The organism is Halopseudomonas sp., assembly GCF_036960865.1.
Lineage (GTDB): Bacteria > Pseudomonadota > Gammaproteobacteria > Pseudomonadales > Pseudomonadaceae > Halopseudomonas.
In genome coordinates, this window is the sequence record NZ_JBALWE010000003.1 from 383,412 (window position 1) to 402,847 (window position 19,436).

Consider the following 19,436-nt stretch of genomic DNA (forward strand, 5'->3'; position numbering starts at 1 on the left):
GGGACTCGGCACTGTCCTGTGCATCCCTTGTATCGTGCATTCTTGCGGGCATTGCGCAGGCTCGACAAAACCCACCCGCTATTCAGAGCCAGCCGGCGCGCGCCGCCCCTGCGGGCAGCGCCAGTTGGCAGGATTGCATAAACTTACTTGGTCTAAACGTGACCAACGAGTTACATTCCTCGTCAACCTGTACGTTCAAACAAACCCAATTACGTAATTCAGTCCGGCCCGCGCGCAACGCCCAGCACAGCGCCAGGCAGCCCACAGGACTGCCCCGAACGGACCGTGTGAGGAGCCAGCAAGATGTCGCGTTTACCCGTCATAGTCGGATTCGGTGGCTACAACGCCGCCGGGCGAAGCTCATTCCACCATGGCTTCCGCCGTATGGTGATCGAATCGCTGCCCGCCGCCGAGCGCCAGCAAACCCTCGCTGGCCTGGCCGTGCTGATGAAGCTGGTAAAGGTCGAGAACGACAGCTATCTGGACGCAGACGATCAGCCGCTCAGCCTGGAAGACATCGAGCGCCGCTTTGGCCAGCAGATTCTCGACGGCACCCTGGTGCGGCGTATCGAAAAGCGCTATCTCGACGTAGATGCCGCCCACTGGCAGAAAAACCTCACCATCACCGGCGAAGCGGGCAAGCCCTTCTCCTTCATCACCCTGAACAAGCAACTGCCTGAGCCGCTCCCCAGCGATTGGGCGGTCGAAGCCCTGAATGATACCGAGGTGATGGTCACCGTCTACGACGGCTGCGACATCAAAGTCGACAGCTATCGCGCCCTGGCGGTCAAGTCTGCCGGGCAGCTGCCCAGCGGCCTGGAGCCAGGCGAGCTGTATCCCTCGCGCTTTCATCCGCGCGGCCTGCAACTGACCATCGTCTCAGCGACCGATGCCCTGCGCTCGGTGGGTATCGACTGGCAGACCATCGCCGATGCGGTCGAGCCCGACGAAGTGGCGGTGTTTGCCAGCAGCGCCATGAGCCAGCTGGACGAGAACAGCTTTGGCGGCCTGATGCAGTCGCGCCTCAAGGGCGGCCGGGTCAGCGCCAAGCAGCTGGCACTGGGCCTGAACAGCATGCCGGCCGACTTCATCAATGCCTACATTCTGGGCAGCGTGGGTACCACCGGCGCCATCACCGGCGCCTGCGCCAGCTTCCTGTACAACCTGCAGAAAGGCAGCGACATGATCACCAGTGGCCGCGCGCGCGTGGTGCTGGTGGGTAACGGCGAGGCGCCCATCACCCAGGAGTGCATCGAGGGCTATGGCGCCATGGGTGCACTGGCCACCGAAGAGGGATTGCGGCAGATTGGCGGACAGGACGAGGTTGATTTCCGCCGCGCCAGCCGTCCGTTCAGCCATAACTGCGGCTTCACTCTGGCCGAGTCCGGGCAGTTTTTCGTATTGATGGACGATGAACTGGCCATGCAGTTGGGCGCCGATATCCACGGCGCAGTGCCGGACGTGTTCATCAATGCCGACGGTTTCAAGAAGTCCATCTCCGCGCCCGGCCCCGGCAACTACCTGACCATGGCCAAGGCCGTGTACGCCGCCATGCAGATCGTCGGTCCGGAAGCCGTGCAGCAGCGCAGCTTTGTGCACGCGCACGGCTCCAGTACCCCGGCCAACCGCACCACCGAGTCGGAGATTCTCGACCGCGTGGCGGACGCCTTCGGCATCAGCAACTGGCCAGTCGCCGCGGCCAAGGCCTATGTCGGGCATTCGCTGGCCAGTGCCAGCGCTGACCAGTTGGTGGCGACCCTGGGCAGCTTCCGCTATCAGATCATCCCCGGCATCAAGACCATCGATGCGGTGGCCGAGGACGTTCATCAGCAACACCTGCAGATCAGCACCACCGACGTTGACCGCCACAGCAAACCGCTGGAAGTCGCCTTTATCAACTCCAAGGGCTTTGGCGGCAACAACGCCAGCGCCCTGGTACTGGCCCCCAGCGTGGTCGAGCGCATGCTCGCCAAGCGCTACGGCGAAGAGGCCTTTGCCGACTACAGCGCGCGCCGGGAGCAGACCCGCGCCAACGCCGCCGCCTATGACGCCCGCGCTCTAAAAGGCCAGCTGGACATCATCTACAACTTTGGCCAGGGGATGATTGATGAGCAGGGCATCGAGATTAGTGACGCGCACATCAGTATTCCGGGGTTCAGCAAGAAGCTGACGTTCCGTAAGGATGAGCGGTTCAAGGATATGCTGGACTGAGGTTAGGTTGGCGCTAGTGGAGCCCTGGCCGTTTTCGGCTGGGGCTTTTTTGTAGTCGGCGCAAGTTCCGTCGTACCGAGACCGAGGTTCGCTTGAGTGCTCGGCGGACATGGCTTCGGCAACGTCTTCTGGCTTGATTCAGCCTTTCGCCTCTAGGCGAGTCAGGGAGAGATGCTTGCCCATCCCCCCTAACAACCCCCTCGGGCACCCAGCTGCGCGGCCCTTCGGGTTCGCTGCGTTGCTCAAGCTGCCGGGGGCGCTCAGATGGGAACTGGTGGGCCGTGCAAACGTTGGTTTTGGTGTTTAAATCTTGACCAAAACAACCAAACTCGAAAACCACACCGATCTCATGCCCTTGGCCCCCTTCCAAGCTGCCGAGTAACGCAAGAGTTGAGCGAGAGAGCCGAGGACTGTCTGAGGAGCGCAGCGACGAGTTCCGCAGGCGCGCTCAACTCTGAGTAACGCAGGGGAGCCGTAGGCCTGTTTGGTCGGCCCAGGCTGGTCGCGTGGATTTCTTTCGGTTACGGCTCGATGGCCATACAAAGAAAAGTAACTCGCCGGTCAGGCGAAAAAAGAGCGTTATAACGACCCAGGCAATCAGCGCCCCCTCATGTGATATGGGTCTAGCCTACAGAGACTATTGTCCATCCAGCTTCGCCAACCAACCCGCCTTTTCATCGTCCGACAACATGCTCGCCGTAATGCTATTGCGCGCCAGCGCAACGGCTTGCTCGCGCGTCATATCCAGCGCATCCCGCACGGCAATGAAGTTGGCCAGCAGATAACCTCCAAAATAGGCCGGGTCATCCGAGTTGATGGTCACTTTCACGCCCTGCTTCAGCAGCTGCAGAATGTTGTGATCCTGCATTTTGGCGAAGACTTTCAGCTTGGTGTTGGACAGCGGGCAGACGGTGAGCGGGGTCTGTTCGGCAATCAAGCGCTCGACCAGCACTGGGTCTTCCACACAGCGTACGCCGTGGTCGATACGCTCGACACGCAGCAGGTCCAGTGCCTGCCAAATGTAGTCTGCAGGGCCTTCTTCGCCGGCATGGGCCACTGCTCGCAGACCCTCGGCACGCGCCATGTCGTAGACCTTCACAAAACCGTCCGGCGGATTGCCCTGTTCGGAGCTGTCGAGCCCCACGGCGACAAACTGATCCCGCAGCGGCAGCGCCTCTTGCAGCGTGGCAATGGCATCGTCTTCGCTGAGGTGGCGCAAAAAACTGAGGATCAGCCGCGAGCTGATGCCCAGCTTTGCCTGGCCGTCGGACAGTGCGCGGCTGATGCCGGCCAGCTGGGTGGCAATGGTGATGCCGCGCTCGGTGTGCGTCTGCGGGTCGAAGAAGGGTTCTACGTGCACCACGCCATCGGCGGCGCAGCGCTCAAGGTAAGCCCAGGTCAGGTCGTAAAAGTCCTGCTCGGTCTGCAGCACTCCCGCGCCCTGGTAATAGATATCGAGAAAATCCTGCAGGTTGCTGAACTGATACGCTTCGCGCAGGGCGTCAACGCTGGCATAGGGCAGCGCCACGCCATTGCGCTCAGCCAGTTGAAACAGCAACTCTGGCTCCAGGCTGCCTTCCAAGTGCATGTGCAGCTCGGCCTTGGGCAACTGGCGTAGAAAGTCGTTATCGGGGAAGCTCATGGGCGGTTTCCTCATCGGCAAGGGCTATAGCGCCGACGATAGGCGAGTGCGTCCGCCACGTCCATGCAAAACAGCTGCAATCGCCGCTGCAGAGCGGCGATTGCAAGGGGCACCGGCTTACTTGCGCGCCTTGGCTGCGGCGATGAAGGCCGCCATTTCGGCGTTCTTGTCAGCCTCGATCTGCTGCACGTTGGGGTTCTTGGCCAGCTCCGCCAGCAGCGCCTTGGCCTCCGGCAGATCGGCCAACAGGTCGATGCCGAACAACTTGCCCGCCACCGCCGAGGCCAGATCGATGCTGAACAGGAACATCAGGTCGGCAATGGTCATTTCACTGCCGGCCACATAAGGCGCGAACTTGGCATGACGCTTGAGCGTGGCAATGCCGGCCAGCAGATCGGCCTTGGCCTTATCCTTCACCGCCTGATCCACCTTGCCACCGAAGAACACTTCCATGTAGCAGCTGCGCGCCGGTAGCTCAATGTAGAGTTCGATCTCCTTGGTCAACGCACGTACATAGCCGCGTTCGTAAGGGTCGCTCGGCAGCAGTGCCTTGCCGCCCTGGGTTTCTTCGATGTATTCGAGGATCACATTGGTTTCGTTGAGAAAGCCCTTGTCGGTCTCCAGCACCGGTACCTTGCCGCGCGGGCTGATGGCCAGAAAAGCCTCATCCTGGCTACCGTGAACGTTGACCATCTCGAAATCGGCACCCTTCTCCAGCAGTGCCAGCTTGACCATGTTGAAGTAATTGCTGACGGCAAAGCCGTGAAGTTTGATCATCTTGTTGTTCTCCATTGTCCTGCGGGTGTGAAATGCTGCACTCTTGTAACGCTGCCTGAGCAGAATATCCAGCGCCATCATGACAATGAATGGGGCGCAAGAGATCACCCGGCACCACAGGCTGATCTCGGCTTTACTGTCTCTGGACCGCACGCCATTCCAACAAGAGGTAACGCCCCGATGCTGACACCCGATGAAATCGCTGAAATCAACCTGCTATGCCAGTTCAACCTGGCCAACTCGAAGGAAGGGCTGAAAATCCATCAGCACGACGCCGACCCGGCTACGGTGGCCGCCGCTGAGCGTCTGTTCCGCCAAGGTCTGGTGACCCAGCAGGACGGCGGTTATCTGACCAGCCTGGGCCTGGACGCCGCCGAGCACAGCCAGGCGCTGCTAACCATACTGCGCGCAGACCCGGCGTAAAGGGCAACCCATGGCGCAGGCAGGTGAAATTCACCCACTGATCGACGAGGGCATTGATCGCAAGGCGCTAAGCACCCTGCGCAAGCGCTTCATGGCCCTCAATCAGACCCGCCTGCGCCGAGTGTTGCAGGCGCTGCCTACGCGCCAGTACAACGTGCTGCAGTTGATCCCTTTGCTGTTTGACGTCAACTACCACCTGCTGCCTGGCTTCGTTTCTCGCACCACGCCCCACGGCCTGGCCGGGTACGAGGCCGAAACCGCCGCCCTGCAGAGCGCACAGGCACTAACCCGCAGTTATCAGTATCGCCGCCATCCCGCCGGCTTTGTACCGGAGATACTCGGCCTGTATCTGATGGGCAGCGGCGGCACCATTGCCCAATCAGAACAAAGCGACCTGGATATCTGGGTCTGCCATCAACCCGACCTGCCACCCCATGCGCTCGCCGAGCTGGCCAGCAAATGCCAGCTGATTACCGACTGGGCAGCCACCCAGGGCTGCGAAGCCCACTTTCACCTGGTGAACCCTGCCAGCTTCAGCCGCGGTAACCGCGACAATGCCCTCAGCGTGGAGGACTGCGGTAGCACTCAGCACTACCTGCTGCTGGATGAGTTTTACCGCACCGCGATCTTGCTCGGCGGTCGTTATCCATTGTGGTGGCTGGTACCGGAATATGAAGAAGAAGGTTACGCCAGCTACACCGAGCGCTTGCTCAGCAAGCGCTTCATCCGCGAGCATGAAAGCCTCGATCTCGGCCACGTGGCCGGCATACCCGCTGGCGAGTTTGTCGGCGCCGGGCTCTGGCAGCTGTACAAGGGCATAGACTCGCCCTACAAGTCGGTGCTCAAGCTGATGCTCACCGAGCTCTACTCCAGCGAGCACCCGCAGGTACGCTGCCTCAGTCTGGAGTTCAAGGCGGCGGTCTATCAGGGCGTGCTGGATGCCGACGAGCTGGACCCTTATGTAATGCTGTACCGCCGCCTCGAACGCTACCTGCTCAGCCGTAATGAGCCGGAACGACTTGAACTGGTGCGCCGCTGCTTGTACATCAAGGCCAATGTGCGTCTGAGTAAACGCAGCGGCCTGCTCGACTGGAAGCGCAACCTGATGGAAAAGCTGGTGCGCGAATGGCACTGGGGCCCGCGCCAGCTGCAGCAGATGGACAGCCGCCAGGAATGGCGCATCCGCGAGGTCAGCAACGAGCGCCGCAAACTGGTCAACGAGCTGACCCACAGTTACCGACTGCTCTCGCATTTTGGCCGTAGCCAGGGTGTGATCAACCAGGTCACCAGCCGAGACCTTTCTCTGCTGGGCCGGAGACTGTACGCCGCTTTCGAGCGCAAGGCAGGCAAGATCGAGTTCATCAACCCCGGCATCAGCCCCGATCTTAGTGAGGACCTGCTGACCCTTGCCCAGGCGCCCGCCAATGAGCCTGGCGAAGCCTACTGGAACCTCTACTCGGGCTCGCTATCCGCTAGCGAGCTGAGCGACCAGCCGCCCCTCAAACGCTCCCGCCATTTAATGGAGCTGCTGGCCTGGGGATACCGTAACGGCTTGATCGACAGCGCTACCCGTTTTGCGTTATTCCCTGGAGACAGTGCACTAAGCGAATTTGAACTGAGTAATTTGCTGCTCAGCCTACAGCAGCAGTTTCCGCTCCCCCTGCCAGCCCTGACTGAAACCGCCCTCTCACGCGCCAGCGAACCCTGCCAGGTACTCTTGCTCGTGAACATCGGCCTGGACCCGCTGCCCGGCAGCAGCCAGAAAAACCAGCACCTGATCAGCAGCCATACCGACGCGCTCGGCTACTCGGGCCTGCGCGACAACCTTATTCTCAGCATTGACCAGGTATCGCTGAACAGCTGGAACGAGCTACTGGTTACCCACTACGACGGCGAGCAGGCCTGTATGCAGGCGCTGTGCGACTACCTCAATCAGGGTCGCGTGCACCAGCGGCTGCCAGAGCTGGAGGTGCGCTGCTTCTGCCGCAACCGCTCCAGCTCCATCTCCGAGCGCGTCGAAGGCCTGTTCCGCGAGGCGGCACGGCATTTGCTGGCCACGCCGCCGGAGCGCTTTCTGGTACAAGTGCAGAACGCGTATCGCGTGCTGGAGTGGCGCGATGAGCAGATCAACATGCTGGAGCTGGAAGACCGTGACGCGCTGCTGCGCCATCTGGGCCGCTCCCGCCCGCGCCACAGCAAACTGGCGCTGGACGCCTACGCACTGCAAGGGCAAGACCTGGCGCTGATACTGCAACATGACCAACCCGGCCGCATCCAGCTGTTCTACCGCCTCAAACCGCAATGGCAAGTCGAAATCAGCCTGCTCGATGAGCGTGGCGCCCTCTGGACGCATCAGCAAAGCTACCGTGACGAACAGACCATGCTGCTCCCGCTGCTGCGCTTTCTGAATGGCATCCGCCTGCGCCGACAGGTCAAGGAAAGCCTGGAGCACAGCCAATGGGAAGGCGACATTCAGCTCTACGCAATCCTGCCCGCGCAAGACGGCAACCCGCTGCGACTGGAAGCCAAACCCCTGCCACGCGCGGGCCTCAGCCCCGACTTCTACCCCGTGCAGGCGATCGCCGAACCCGGCGGAAAACGCAGCTTCAACGTCACCATCTTCTGCGACCACCGCGAGTTCTCAGAACTGGAGCACGGCCCACGGCTGTACACCGAAGTCGCCAAACACATCCTTAGCCAACGCCAAAGCCAGGAACCCTACCCCTGCTACATCACCGACCTCGACCTCTCCGCCATCGACCCGGGCGAGCGCATGCAGACAGCGCAGTATTTGCGTTATCGGCAGCAGTTGGAGGGGGCGTTGAATGAGGCGATGGGGGCGTTGCGGTAGAGCCCCAATGAGCTATCTGCGAACAACCCCATGTTATGCAACGCAACCAGCGGACGATGCCCCCAGTCATCAAAACGGCAGCGTGCGCCTAGGGGGTGGCGGTGCAGTAAGCCCTTTATGCAGTTTCGTCAGCGGCTCGCGCGAATAGACTTTCCTGCGCGCGGATGGCCTGATCAAGCTCGAGAGACCGTGTTGCCCACTGGTCAGGCGGTAAGGGCTTGGACCATTCGATAGTTTCTGGCGCTGATAAATTAGGGAGATTTGCCAGTTTCTTGCGGGCCAGGTGTAAATACAGCACATCGTTAAATACCAACGTGCCCAGGCCCTCCCATAGAAAAGCGACTATCCAGCCCCTAGCAGCCACCCCCGCTTTGAAATCATGAACAAAGCTTTGCCATAACGTCATTCCGGCGTTGTGAAAAATGGATGGCTCAGGAACCACTTCTGGTCCAACTTCCATGAAACTGCGAATGCACTCCCACTGCGCCATTGAAGAAATTCCGCCACCCGTATTGACCATCAGCGCCCAGCCTTCTTTGTCTGGCGCGTACTCCTCATGCTCTTGCCCCTTGAGCGGAAACCACAACAAAAGACTACCCTGCTGACTGGCCCCGCCCGTATTGAGACTAAGCGCGCTGGGAGCGATGGCGTGTACCCGCTCCCAAGGCACAAACCAATAGTTTCCATCAGGCTCGGTGATACAGACTTCACGGCGCTGACGGTTGAAGCGGATGGGCGGGTATAAGGGCTTGCGCCACTGCTTGGAAAACAAATACCAGAGGGTTCCCATCAGCCCCCCCCCATAACCGCAAGAATCGCAAGACTGAGCCAAATATCTCCGCTGGCCGCAATCCAGGCTGAAATAGCCAGAAACATCACCGAACCCATATGCAACGTCATCCAACCCGCGCCCATAACAAAACTGCCTATATCCATATAAACATCATTCTTACGCCAGATGATATTCATCAGATCGCTGGCGGATTGACCGGTAGGGATCGGTAGCGGGGCAAGGTGCTCCTGCTTCCAAAGCAGGCCTTGCTTTACCTCTTGGGCACGTTCGGTCATCAAATCTCCTTGGGTTGCAGTAAGTTGGAGCTGACCGGCAAGGCGCTGCGCGATCAATGGGGTCAGAGTAATTGATCCTTGTTCTCCCGATACGCCCCGGATCTCCTGTCCCCACCCCGTCCCAGCGGGGTAGTGCGTCGCCCCGTCCTAGCTTCGATTTGAGCTTTGAAACGGTCATTGCCTAAAACCCAGCCCTTGTTGGTAGTATCACGGATCGCCGTTAATACTCGCTCTGGCATGGTGCCCCGGAATAGGGATGTGTAGGCCTCCTGACGCTCTGCATCTGTGTCACCCAGTCGCAGATACAACGTGTGGGGTGTGAGTAAATTGATCGACTTTCCCGCGGCATTTGACTGGTAGCTGGACCAAGGGTATTCCGATGCGTGAGACACCATGCGTGCCCGCACGGGGTTGAGTTCAATATAGCGATAAACCGTTCGATTGTTGCCGCGCTGGATTACGTGTTGGGCGCAGCCGGGAAAATAGAGGCGCGGTAGGCGGGCCATGTGAAATCTTCCTTGATGTACAGGGCATGCTAGGCGTATTTGAGAAGCGGGATCAATTACTCTGACCCAATTGATAGTGCCCGTGTTTGGGCAGAGGCCCAACAGGCCTCTTATGCAGCCGCGTCAGAGCCTGCTACCAGCTGACTCTCCTGCTCGCGGATGGCCTGCTCAAGCTCGGGAGAGCGTTTGGCCCATTGCTCAGGGGGTAAGGGTTTGGACCATTCGATGGTTTCGGGCGCGATCAGATCAGGAGTGTGCTCTAGTTTTTTGCCCATCAATACAACAACCCAAGGGATGCCAAAAATAGTGAGACCACATAATGTAGTTACAGCTGGGCCGACGTCCTTAGTTTTAACCTCATCAATGAATTGTGCAGCGTAGCTCTTCCATGCTCCCCAATAACCCTCCCGCTTGATCTTATCAGACGTCTCGGGAATTGAGCTGCCGGGCACAACTTCCGGTCCTATCTCCATAAAACTGCGAATACACTCCCACTGCGCCATCGAAGAAATCCCGCCACCCGTATTGACCATCAGCGCCCAGCCTTCTTTGTCTGGCGCGTACTCTTCATGCTCCTGTCCCTTGAGCGGAAACCACAACAAAAGACTACCTTGCTGACTCGCACCACCCGTATTGAGGCTGAGGGCACTGGGAGCAATGGCGTGTACCCGCTCCCAGGGCACAAACCAATAGTTTCCATCAGGCTCGGTGATACAGACTTCACGGCGCTGACGGTTGAAGCGGATGGGCGGGTACAAGGGCTTGCGCCACTGCTTGGAAAACAAATACCAGAGGGTTCCCATCAGCCCCCCCCCATAACCGCAAGAATCGCAAGACTGAGCCAAATATCTCCGCTGGCCGCAATCCAGGCTGAAATAGCCAGAAACATCACCGAACCCATATGCAACGTCATCCAACCCGCGCCCATAACAAAACTGCCTATATCCATATAAACATCATTCTTACGCCAGATGATATTCATCAGATCGCTGGCGGATTGACCGGTAGGGATCGGTAGCGGGGCAAGGTGCTCCTGCTTCCAAAGCAGGCCTTGCTTTACCTCTTGGGCACGTTCGGTCATCAAATCTCCTTGGGTTGCAGTAAGTTGGAGCTGACCGGCAAGGCGCTGCGCGATCAATGGGGTCAGAGTAATTGATCCTTGTTCTCCCGATACGCCCCGGATCTCCTGTCCCCACCCCGTCCCAGCGGGGTAGTGCGTCGCCCCGTCCTAGCTTCGATTTGAGCTTTGAAACGGTCATTGCCTAAAACCCAGCCCTTGTTGGTAGTATCACGGATCGCCGTTAATACTCGCTCTGGCATGGTGCCCCGGAATAGGGATGTGTAGGCGTCCTGCTGCTCTGCATCTGTGTCACCCAGTTGCAGATACAACGTGTGGGGTGTGAGTAAATTGATCGACTTTCCCGCGGCATTTGACTGGTAGCTGGACCAAGGGTATTCCGATGCGTGGGACACCATGCGTGCCCGCACGGGGTTGAGTTCAATATAGCGATAAACCGTCAAAAGATAATTTTCCGCGTCCACCAGGGTGGATTTATAGCGACCCTCCCCCAACGTACCTGTGCGTCGATGGGTGAAGTTGAAATACCGAACATATCTGCGGCCTAAAGTCTGCATCATCCCGCTCACGCCTTGCTCGTTGCTGGCCGTCACCAGTATATGTACATGATTGGTCATAAGCACTAAGGCATGGATGCGGACCTGATATTGGTCCGCCGCCTCCTTGAGAAAGGTCAGGTAGGTTTTGTAGTCCACGTTGGTGTAAAAACAGGCATTTCGGTTGTTGCCGCGCTGGATTACGTGCCGGGCGCAGCCAGGAAAGTGGAGGCGCGGTAAACGGGCCATCTGAAATCTTCCTTGATGTACAGGGCATGCTAGGCGTATTTGAGAAGCGAGATCAATTACTCTGACCCCATTGATACATTGATAGATCACCACGATACATCTCAGCAAGAATCACAGCGCGTGATAGTTCACATACCGGGTCATCAGGTTTGTGCGCTGCAGGGTGTTGATATGCGGGATGCGTTCGGTCATTTCCCGGACTTTGGCGTTGAATGTGTCATCGTCCATATCACGCCAGTAACGCGGTTCGCGGCCGGTCTGCCGATCGTACTCGGCGGTGGTTGGGTCCAGGTGACGATAAGGTTCCATTTGGGGCGTATCTGGAAGTGGCTGGGTGATATCCATGTAGTTCTGCAAATAGTCCCATAGCCCGCAAGGCTCGGACGCACTGCCGCTGGGCGCAACGAAGTTAGCCATATTGATCCAGCTATCCTGATAACGGTGGACAACACTCAGCACATTATTAGGGAAGCCCTGGCGATCAGGCGAGACCGTAACGTAGGCATCAAACTCATAAAAAGGCGCCACCTTCTCGCCGACGGTGCCGTCTTTTTTGTACTCGCCGTCGTTATCGTAATCAAAAACGGTGACTAAGCCCGTGCGGCGGTTGAACTCCCATAGAGGGCCTTTGGATGGTTTTATCCAAAGCTTGGGGAAATGGTTAACAACTATCCATCCGATAAACCACGACACAAATAGAGGTAGAATGAGTATTGGAAAAACCGAGAAGAACACGTCAAAGATAGACAGGAAATAGTTTCCTTCCAAAAACGTGGCCATGTAAAGACAAACAGGCAAAAGTAATGGAAGTATTACAACTAAGCCCCACTTACCAATCCCATTCATATATAACCATAACTGAGAACTGGCAGGCAGCCGCGCGTGCCGAATCCTCTCGTTGTCGAAACGCACGTGCAGGTCTATATGCGCAAAAGGCCTAGTTGTTCCCGTTTGTTCAAGCTCTTCCTGATAACGCAAAGTATCAGGCGTAACATTCTTTAGAACACTCGGCGGCATCATATCCTGAGTACTACCCCAAGGCAGGCGCAGGCTACCAAAGCGCTTAAACCTGGGTTGCTTGATCGCCGGTGGCTGCTCAGGAATGGCATCCGGGCGATAGGCGCCAGGATGGTAAAAGTCATCAGGTTGCGGCATGGGTTTTCTTATCGTCCAGTTAACGCCCGGAGGTCACCCAAGTAGACGCAAGCGGTGCAAGCCGATCACCACGATACCCCTCAGCAAGAATCACAGCGCGTGATAGTTCACATACCGGGTCATCAGGTTTGTGCGCTGCAGGGTGTTGATATGCGGGATGCGTTCGGTCATTTCCCGGACTTTGGCGTTGAAGGTGTCATCGTCCATATCACGCCAGTAACGCGGTTCGCGGCCGGTCTGCCGATCGTACTCGGCGGTGGTTGGGTCCAGGTGTCGGTATGCCTCTAGCTCCGGCGTATCCGGTAGCGGATGGGTGATATCCATGTAGTTCTGCAAATAGTCCCATAGTCCACAAGGCTCAGAGGCACTGCCGCTGGGTGCAACAAAGTTAGCCATATTGATCCAGCTATCCTGATAACGGTGGACAACACTCAGCACGTTATTAGGGAAGCCCTGGCGGTCGGGCGAGACGGTAATGTAGGCATCAAACTCATAAAACGGTGCCACTTTTTCGCCGACGGTACCGTTCTTTTTGTACTCGCCGTTGTTGTCGTAATCGAAGACAGTGACTAGGCCCGTGCGGCGATTGAACTCCCAGAGCGGGCCTTTGGATGGTTTTATCCAGAGCTTGGGGAAGTGGTTAACGACTAGCCATCCAAAAAACCAGGCCAATAGGAGCGGTAACATCGTGGTCATGAATGCTAAAGAGAACGCACTAAGAAAAGATTCAAAATAACCGCCATCCATAACCGAAGCAACAAAAAGAGAAACAGGTAAAAAAAGCGTCAGCATTATTACAAAGCCCCACTTACCAATCCCGTTCATATATAGCCATAACTGAGAACTTGCAGGCAGACGTGCGTGCCGAATCCTCTCGTTGTCGAAACGCACGTGCAGGTCTATATGCGCAAAAGGCCTGGGCACTCCCGTTTTTTCAATTTCTTCCTGATAACGCAAAGTGTCAGGTGTAACATTCTTGAGAACACTTGGCGGCATCATATCCTGAGTATTGCCCCAAGGAAGGCGCAGGCTGCCAAAGCGCTTAAACCAGGGCTGCTTGATCGCCGGTGGCTGCTCAGGAATGCTCTCCGGGCGATAGGCGCCAGGGCTGTAAAAGTCATCAGGTTGCGGCATGGGTCTTCTCATCGGCCCAGAAGGGGCTATCGGTTTCGCTGAAGTCTAACGGGTATTCGCCCACCGCATTGGCTTTGCCCATATTGATAGGCGGTGCGGGGAACAACAAGGTTGTGGTGTTCAGTTGGCCTTGCTGACCGCCATTATCTAGCAAGAGCTTGAATTGCGCGCGCACCTGCCAGTCGTAATAGCGGCTGACATCAATCTTGCCATAACTCCAAAAAGACGTTGATGGCGAGCCAGGCTCCGCAGCGGGCGTGTTGACATAAAGCTCACAGGATTCAGCAAGCGAACGCTTAGCTACTAATGCTGAGGTCTTGTAGCTGTGTGTCGGCGGGTAGGGGGCGCCGTTACCACGATATCTTACTTCACTGACACGCAGGCGACAGTGCGGCTCAATCGCCGTATTACCCAAATGCCCCAGAAGGCCAGGCAAGTTGCTCGATATGCTAATACGAGTATTAGCGGTGACCAACTTGGCCAAGCAGGCATCCTGGTTTATATCGATTTTGGCATCTGGTTCATAGAGCGGGTTATTCTCAATCGCGATACGGATGCCGGCAAAGATAGAGGCGAGACGATACAAGGCTTCCTGCCCATCTTTTACCAGGTATGGAGTCTGCTTCTCGCCGAAGGGGCCGTTCTCTAACCAGTCTTCCAGCTCGGTACTACTAAGCCAGAACACCAAACCAGCCCCGACCAGCACCAACACCAACGCAGCGAGGCCAAAGGGATTCATGCCGCCCAGGGCGGCGCTGCCGCTGAAAAAGGGGGCAATCGCCCCCATAAGCGCGCCCGCCGCCATCACACCATAACCCCAGACCGCCTCATCCCCCTTGCGCCAGGCATGCACCGCTTCAAGGATACAAACGACCATAGTGACAAGGCTGGCTGCCGCAGAGACGAGCAGACGAATAGAGATCTGTGTAACAAGAGCATCCCCAAGCGCTGGACCAAGGAAACCGACAAAACGCCTGGGATCGAGAGTCCAGCGGGTGGCACGTAAAAGCGTTGAGAATCGATTTGCCTCTTTCATCTTAAAGGCCAGCATCTCAACAGCAATAAATGCATCGAGAACAGCTGCACCTGTACCAAAGATCACTCTAGAGAGGCCTTTTTCCTGAAAGGTGCTCCCACTACTCTCCAACTCAACAGACAAATTCCAAAGTTCCAGAAAAGTCACAGCAGCCGAGAACGCACCACTGTTAAGCACCTTGAAGAAAGCATTACGCTGACCCGCTTCAACAGTTTGAGTCAGGTCATCCAGCGTTTGCTGGGCTTGCTGCAACTCAGTCCGTGCCGTTCGAGCCAGCTGCTCGGCCTGCTGCAGACGTGCAGCGGCTGTATTCTCACTAGCTCGTGCCGCTGCCGCAGAACGGCCGGCAATGGCTGCAGAGGCCGCTGCAGCAGCATTCGCCTCTTGTGCCAGGCTCTCTGCCTGCTCAAGCATCATTCTTGCGTTGGTATGGCGTTGCAGCGCAGAAACCAGCCGGGTGGTAAGGTGGTTCTTCGGCATTGCAGCAACCATATAGTCTTCAGTAACTGCCGTTACACCATGCCTGGAGGCAATGCGCTGATTGGTCGAACTAATGATGTTGCCAGCGCCATCCTGGATCTCGCCATACACTCGAATTGAGCGTTGGATATCCAGCGGCGCGTCGCTGACCCCCAATATGTAATGGTCGCCAGCCAAAGCGGCACTGCGACGCATCAGGCGTAACGCACCAAACTCTTGCGGCATCATGCTGCGTAACTGCTCGATGCCCATGCCATGCATGCGCACTTTCATGGGGCGCAGGGAGGCGGCAATCCGGCGCTGAGCAGCCTTTTCACGCGCTTGCGTACTCGCTCGTGCCTGGGCACGCTGATCTAGCTCTGCCTGCGTCGCTTTCTGCTTATTGGCTGCGTCCTGGTGCTCTTGCTCCGTTTGTTGGCGATCCTGCGTTGCCGCATTTTTCTCTCGGTGCGCGGTGCCCTGCTGGTTTTGTGCTTGACTGGTACCCTGGCGACTAGCATCACGGTCTAGCTCTGCTTGCTCTTTGGCACTGATTGCTGTGCGGAGGGCGCCATCAAGATGCTCGTAGATAGTAATCAATGCGTTGCTGACGCTTTTGGAGTCAGTAATCGCAGTACTGGCAAGCATGCCGTTTTCTAGCGCGCCCTGTAAGCGCGCAGCGTCGAAGGTATTCTGGCCCGCTGAATCAGCAGCCCGACTTTCCTGCGCGGCGAGCTCGGCCGCGCGAAAAGCACCGTTCCCGATGTTCTGAGCTGGCGTTTCCGGCGGAACGTAATCCTCCTCCAGCTCTGCTATGTTGCACTCAGGCCAAAACATCGCATGCAGTGGATGCTGATCTTGCTCGGCTATCTGCAGGACGAACTCACGCCCCTTTGAGTATTTTTCGCTGGTATGCGCACGCCCTGCAACCGCATCTATCAATCGGCGGCTTTCGACCGCGAGCGGATCATGATCGGCTGGCGTTTCAGCCAGCGCCTGAATGGCCTGCGCGGCAAATTTCAGCGCGCTGGTGTAACAGAACCCATCCAGACTTAAATGATCTGCCAAGGTTTGCTGGCAACCGGCATGCTCAAAAAGGTCAATCAAGCACTGCTGACTGGCCTGCATCGTCCACCAAGCTTCCATCCGCTCGATGGTCGCCGTACACCGGTTTAAGTCTTGTAAGCCCGCAGGGGTAACTCTACTAATACAGGAGTGCAGCTTGTTTTCACCGCCGCCCACACTTCTCGGCACGACGGTCTCTTTTATAAGCAATGCGCTGGAGAAATGCTCATTGAGTCTGGCGTACGCCGCACAGGTCTGAAGTAGCTCCTGACTATCTGTGATTCTGGACCACAGGTGGCGCATGCGAAAATGATGATCGTCCAGCAACACTGCGCAAAGCTGTCTCTCGCGTAATGGGGCCAAGATATCTGACTCACTTGCCTGGGCCTCCCATACCGGCGCCTCACACATGAGCGAGCTATCTTCAGGTGTCTGGCTAGCAAGCTTCTCCTTCATAGCATGCTTCATCGCCGCCATTTCCATGTCAGGCGGTGCTGCCGCTGTTTCGCCAGCGGCACACGCGGTGAGAAACGCTTTTGCTGCGTTCAACTGCTCAACTGAGAACTGACCTGTCAGGTCGCAAATATAGCTACCCGGATGGTCAAGCAACCACTCGAAGCCCGGCTGACGAGATCGCTGCGGTGCCACCACGCTAAGAGGGAACGCCCAAAGGTCTAGGTTTCTGCGCACGACACGGGCGTGATTGTGACGCGAACCTGCGAACCCGTCCTCTTTGTAAGCTTCGATTATCTCTAGCCCGTCAGGCTTACCTTTAAACAACTCATCCAGCCTAGCTTTCGACACATCCAATTGAGGCTTGCTGGTGCGCGCGCTGCGCGCGGCGGTATCGCTTTCAAGGTAATTCAAACGAGCAGCATTGAGCTGAATCTCAGAAAAACACAGCTCAATGCCAACTTCTTTGTGATCGTTCCACTTGGCCGGCAACCAAATTTCTTCTAAACCGACACCGACCGCCTCGCGCAGATCCTCGTTGAAGCCATTACTCTGGCGATAGCTGTCTACCCGCACATCGTGATAGGACAAACCGCTCTCACCATCACGCACTTCCAGTTCGCGCCATAGCTTGCCGCGACGGAAGACATATACATAGCCTCTACGTAGGGCAACTGGGGTGCCCAAATCGTAGGTACTCTTACTGCCTGATAGCGCCGTCATGGGTACAACGGGGACAATTTGATTCCACTGATCACTGTGCTCAGGCTGACGCGGTGTCGTGCCCAACGCCTCTAACAACGGAAGGCAGATCGGAGCACCTTCATTGGTGGCAATCTCAAGGCAGAGACTGTTCTTGGACTGGCACTCCCAATCCCACACATGCAGCACGCTGGCAAAGGTATCGCTAATCTGAGTTTCCGGCTTATCCTTCTGAGTAATTTCTTCCAGCCTGGCTTCAACAGCCTTATCGTAGATGGCAAGTTTCTGTGTGGTTGGGTGATCCTTACCCACCACTTGCACGATCAGCTTGCCGGGCTCGCAGGCGGCACCGTTGCTAAGATTGAATACGCTATTACTCATGCGGTACTTTCCTTGTCGTTCGTACATGCAGCCAGTTGCTGGGCAAGGTTATCAAGGCGTTCTTTGTCGCTGCCGATAGGTATTGAAGCTGGAGGCGTGGCGTGCGGATAGGTAGTGCGCAGGTTGAGATAAACAGTTAGCGACTCGGCCGAGACGAAGCCTGCTTGCATACCCTCTTTAAGGAAGGTCCACGCTGTGGCGAATGGAACTTGGGGTTGTTGCTTCCACCATTGAAAAAGGAAATGCTCACCCTGCTGTTGCTGAAGAGCGCTTTCCTGTTGTGGGTTGAGATGCAGTTCGCCTGCTGTGCTCGAAGAGCGCCACACGCTCGCAAGTTGATGCTCGACAGAATGCCAATCTTCGGCGCCTTCGGCTTTCTCTCGCCAAGTCCCGCCGTACCAGCTCACTCGATCAATTGGCCCAAGCCAGATAGAAAGCGTCTCTCTATCACAAGCAGGAAAGAAGTAACTCGCCGTTCGCGGATTTGAATAGCGCAGCACGCCTCGGCGCTGTGCATCGAAGCGAACGAAAAGAATATGACGCAGATGAGCCAGAAGATCACCGACGGAACTAGCACTTTCCAGCAACAGACCAGCCCAATCAGCTGGCTCACGCTGCACGGCCGCTAGCAGGTTAGGATTTTTCCATGCCCTTATGAGTATGGGACTTTGCTCACTACAAGCCTCCAACTCTGTGCCGTCAAAAAGCTGGATGGGGTCTGGGTCTTCACCCAACTGGTACAACTCTGGCAACACATGTTCTGTACGCTCGAGAAGCAACCACTGCCCTTTTATCACGCGCTTGCTCCGGAATTCATTGCGTTACGGCAAGGGCAATCGCTGAGCGGGCATTGCGCCGGCGTGCCGCCTTGCGGTTTTTGACAAAGCTCGACAACGGGCACCTCCTCCCGTAGCCGCTGCTTTAACAACGCTCCCGCCTCACTCACATCCACAGCCGCCACTGCCCCCGGCAACACCGGCGCGGCCCCACTACCGTTACCCGGTCCACCACCCGAGTTGATCTTCACACTCGGGCCGACCAGCGTCACGCCACTGGGGTCGAGTTTGACGAAGCTGCCGCCGACCTTGAAAGTGATTTCCATGCCGGCTTCGAGCACGACTTTCATGCCGCTGGAGAGGTGAATTTCGCTGCCGGCTTTGACAAGTTGGCTGTCACCCAGTTTGACGTGCTGACTGGTGCCGACGGTGAGGTGATCGTTGGCTTTGATTTCGGTCTTGCGGTCGCTGTGGGTGGTGCGGTGTTCTTCTGCCTTGAACTCGCTGTAGCTGTTGGCCTCGACGGTGTCGTGGCGTTCGTTGCCAACGCGGATGGTCTGGTTGTTTTCTATGTTCTCGTCCCAGTCTTTCTGCGCGTGCAGGTAGATCTGTTCTTCGCCCTTTTTATCCTCGATGCGCAGTTCGTTGTAGCCACCCCCACCGGGGCTGCTGAGGGTTTTGAATACGCTGCGGGTGTTGTGCGCGGGTAATTCGTACGGGACTTCGTGTTCCTTGTGGTACAGGCAGCCGGTGACCAGGGGTTGATCGGGGTCACCTTCGAGGAATGAGATCAGTACTTCCATGCCGACTCTGGGAATGGCGATGCCGCCGTAGCGGTCGCCGGCCCAGCTGGAGGCGACGCGTAGCCAGCAGCTGGTTTTGTCATCGGCCTGGCCCTCCCGGTCCCAGTGGAACTGCACCTTGATGCGGCCGT

The 19,436-nt window shown here is 57.2% G+C and carries 16 protein-coding genes; 3 read left to right on the forward strand and 13 right to left on the reverse strand.

Annotation, left to right across the window (positions count from 1 at the left end; all coding sequences use genetic code 11):
* The first annotated feature begins 303 nt into the window (after positions 1-303).
* Complete coding sequence (locus V7747_RS06300) at positions 304-2,211, forward strand: beta-ketoacyl synthase (protein ID WP_335615200.1); 1,908 nt, start codon at positions 304-306, stop codon at positions 2,209-2,211.
* A gap of 637 nt (positions 2,212-2,848) precedes the next feature.
* On the opposite strand, the gene V7747_RS06305 is transcribed toward V7747_RS06300, so the two are convergent.
* Together V7747_RS06305 and V7747_RS06310 are read right to left on the reverse strand one after the other, a co-directional pair.
* On the reverse strand, positions 2,849-3,853 hold the full coding sequence (locus tag V7747_RS06305; protein ID WP_335615201.1) for an adenosine deaminase: 1,005 nt from the start codon (positions 3,851-3,853) through the stop codon (positions 2,849-2,851).
* A 117-nt stretch (positions 3,854-3,970) separates the two neighbouring features.
* Positions 3,971-4,630: a glutathione S-transferase family protein gene (locus V7747_RS06310; protein ID WP_335615202.1), complete on the reverse strand. Its 660-nt coding sequence runs from the start codon at positions 4,628-4,630 to the stop codon at positions 3,971-3,973.
* Between the two features lie 180 nt (positions 4,631-4,810).
* On the opposite strand from V7747_RS06310, the gene V7747_RS06315 reads away from it, so the two are divergent.
* Both V7747_RS06315 and V7747_RS06320 read left to right on the forward strand, forming a co-directional pair.
* On the forward strand, positions 4,811-5,053 hold the full coding sequence (locus V7747_RS06315) for a TIGR02647 family protein (RefSeq protein ID WP_092286409.1): 243 nt from the start codon (positions 4,811-4,813) through the stop codon (positions 5,051-5,053).
* A 10-nt stretch (positions 5,054-5,063) separates the two neighbouring features.
* Positions 5,064-7,904: a class I adenylate cyclase gene (locus V7747_RS06320; RefSeq protein ID WP_335615203.1), complete on the forward strand. Its 2,841-nt coding sequence runs from the start codon at positions 5,064-5,066 to the stop codon at positions 7,902-7,904.
* A gap of 115 nt (positions 7,905-8,019) precedes the next feature.
* Here the strand turns inward: V7747_RS06320 and V7747_RS06325 are convergent, their stop codons facing one another.
* The 11 genes from V7747_RS06325 to V7747_RS06375 form a co-directional block, all read right to left on the reverse strand.
* Positions 8,020-8,694 carry a hypothetical protein gene (locus V7747_RS06325; RefSeq protein ID WP_335615204.1) on the reverse strand — a complete coding sequence of 225 codons (675 nt, stop codon included), beginning with the start codon at positions 8,692-8,694 and terminating at the stop codon, positions 8,020-8,022.
* Entirely contained in the window at positions 8,694-8,972 is a 279-nt protein-coding gene (locus V7747_RS06330) for a hypothetical protein (protein ID WP_335615205.1), read from the reverse strand. The genes V7747_RS06325 and V7747_RS06330 overlap by 1 nt, the downstream gene beginning before the upstream one ends.
* A 62-nt stretch (positions 8,973-9,034) precedes the next feature.
* Positions 9,035-9,478 carry a hypothetical protein gene (locus V7747_RS06335; protein WP_335615206.1) on the reverse strand — a complete coding sequence of 148 codons (444 nt, stop codon included), beginning with the start codon at positions 9,476-9,478 and terminating at the stop codon, positions 9,035-9,037.
* 110 nt (positions 9,479-9,588) lie between these two features.
* Positions 9,589-10,281, reverse strand: coding sequence for a hypothetical protein (locus V7747_RS06340; protein ID WP_335615207.1), 693 nt, complete (start codon positions 10,279-10,281; stop codon positions 9,589-9,591).
* Complete coding sequence (locus V7747_RS06345) at positions 10,281-10,559, reverse strand: hypothetical protein (RefSeq protein WP_335615205.1); 279 nt, start codon at positions 10,557-10,559, stop codon at positions 10,281-10,283. The genes V7747_RS06340 and V7747_RS06345 overlap by 1 nt, the downstream gene beginning before the upstream one ends.
* Before the next feature lie 62 nt (positions 10,560-10,621).
* Positions 10,622-11,341, reverse strand: a complete 720-nt coding sequence (locus tag V7747_RS06350; protein ID WP_335615208.1) for a transposase — start codon at positions 11,339-11,341, stop codon at positions 10,622-10,624.
* 111 nt (positions 11,342-11,452) lie between these two features.
* Positions 11,453-12,496: a hypothetical protein gene (locus tag V7747_RS06355; RefSeq protein WP_335615209.1), complete on the reverse strand. Its 1,044-nt coding sequence runs from the start codon at positions 12,494-12,496 to the stop codon at positions 11,453-11,455.
* A 90-nt stretch (positions 12,497-12,586) separates the two neighbouring features.
* On the reverse strand, positions 12,587-13,630 hold the full coding sequence (locus tag V7747_RS06360) for a hypothetical protein (RefSeq protein ID WP_335615210.1): 1,044 nt from the start codon (positions 13,628-13,630) through the stop codon (positions 12,587-12,589).
* On the reverse strand, positions 13,617-17,726 hold the full coding sequence (locus V7747_RS06365; RefSeq protein ID WP_335615211.1) for a hypothetical protein: 4,110 nt from the start codon (positions 17,724-17,726) through the stop codon (positions 13,617-13,619). The genes V7747_RS06360 and V7747_RS06365 overlap by 14 nt, the downstream gene beginning before the upstream one ends.
* Positions 17,723-18,523: a DUF4123 domain-containing protein gene (locus V7747_RS06370; RefSeq protein ID WP_335615212.1), complete on the reverse strand. Its 801-nt coding sequence runs from the start codon at positions 18,521-18,523 to the stop codon at positions 17,723-17,725. Before V7747_RS06370 ends, V7747_RS06365 begins: the two co-directional genes overlap by 4 nt.
* A partial coding sequence (locus V7747_RS06375; protein ID WP_335615213.1) for a type VI secretion system Vgr family protein occupies positions 18,520-19,436 on the reverse strand: 917 nt, incomplete at its 5' end. The genes V7747_RS06375 and V7747_RS06370, both read right to left, overlap by 4 nt.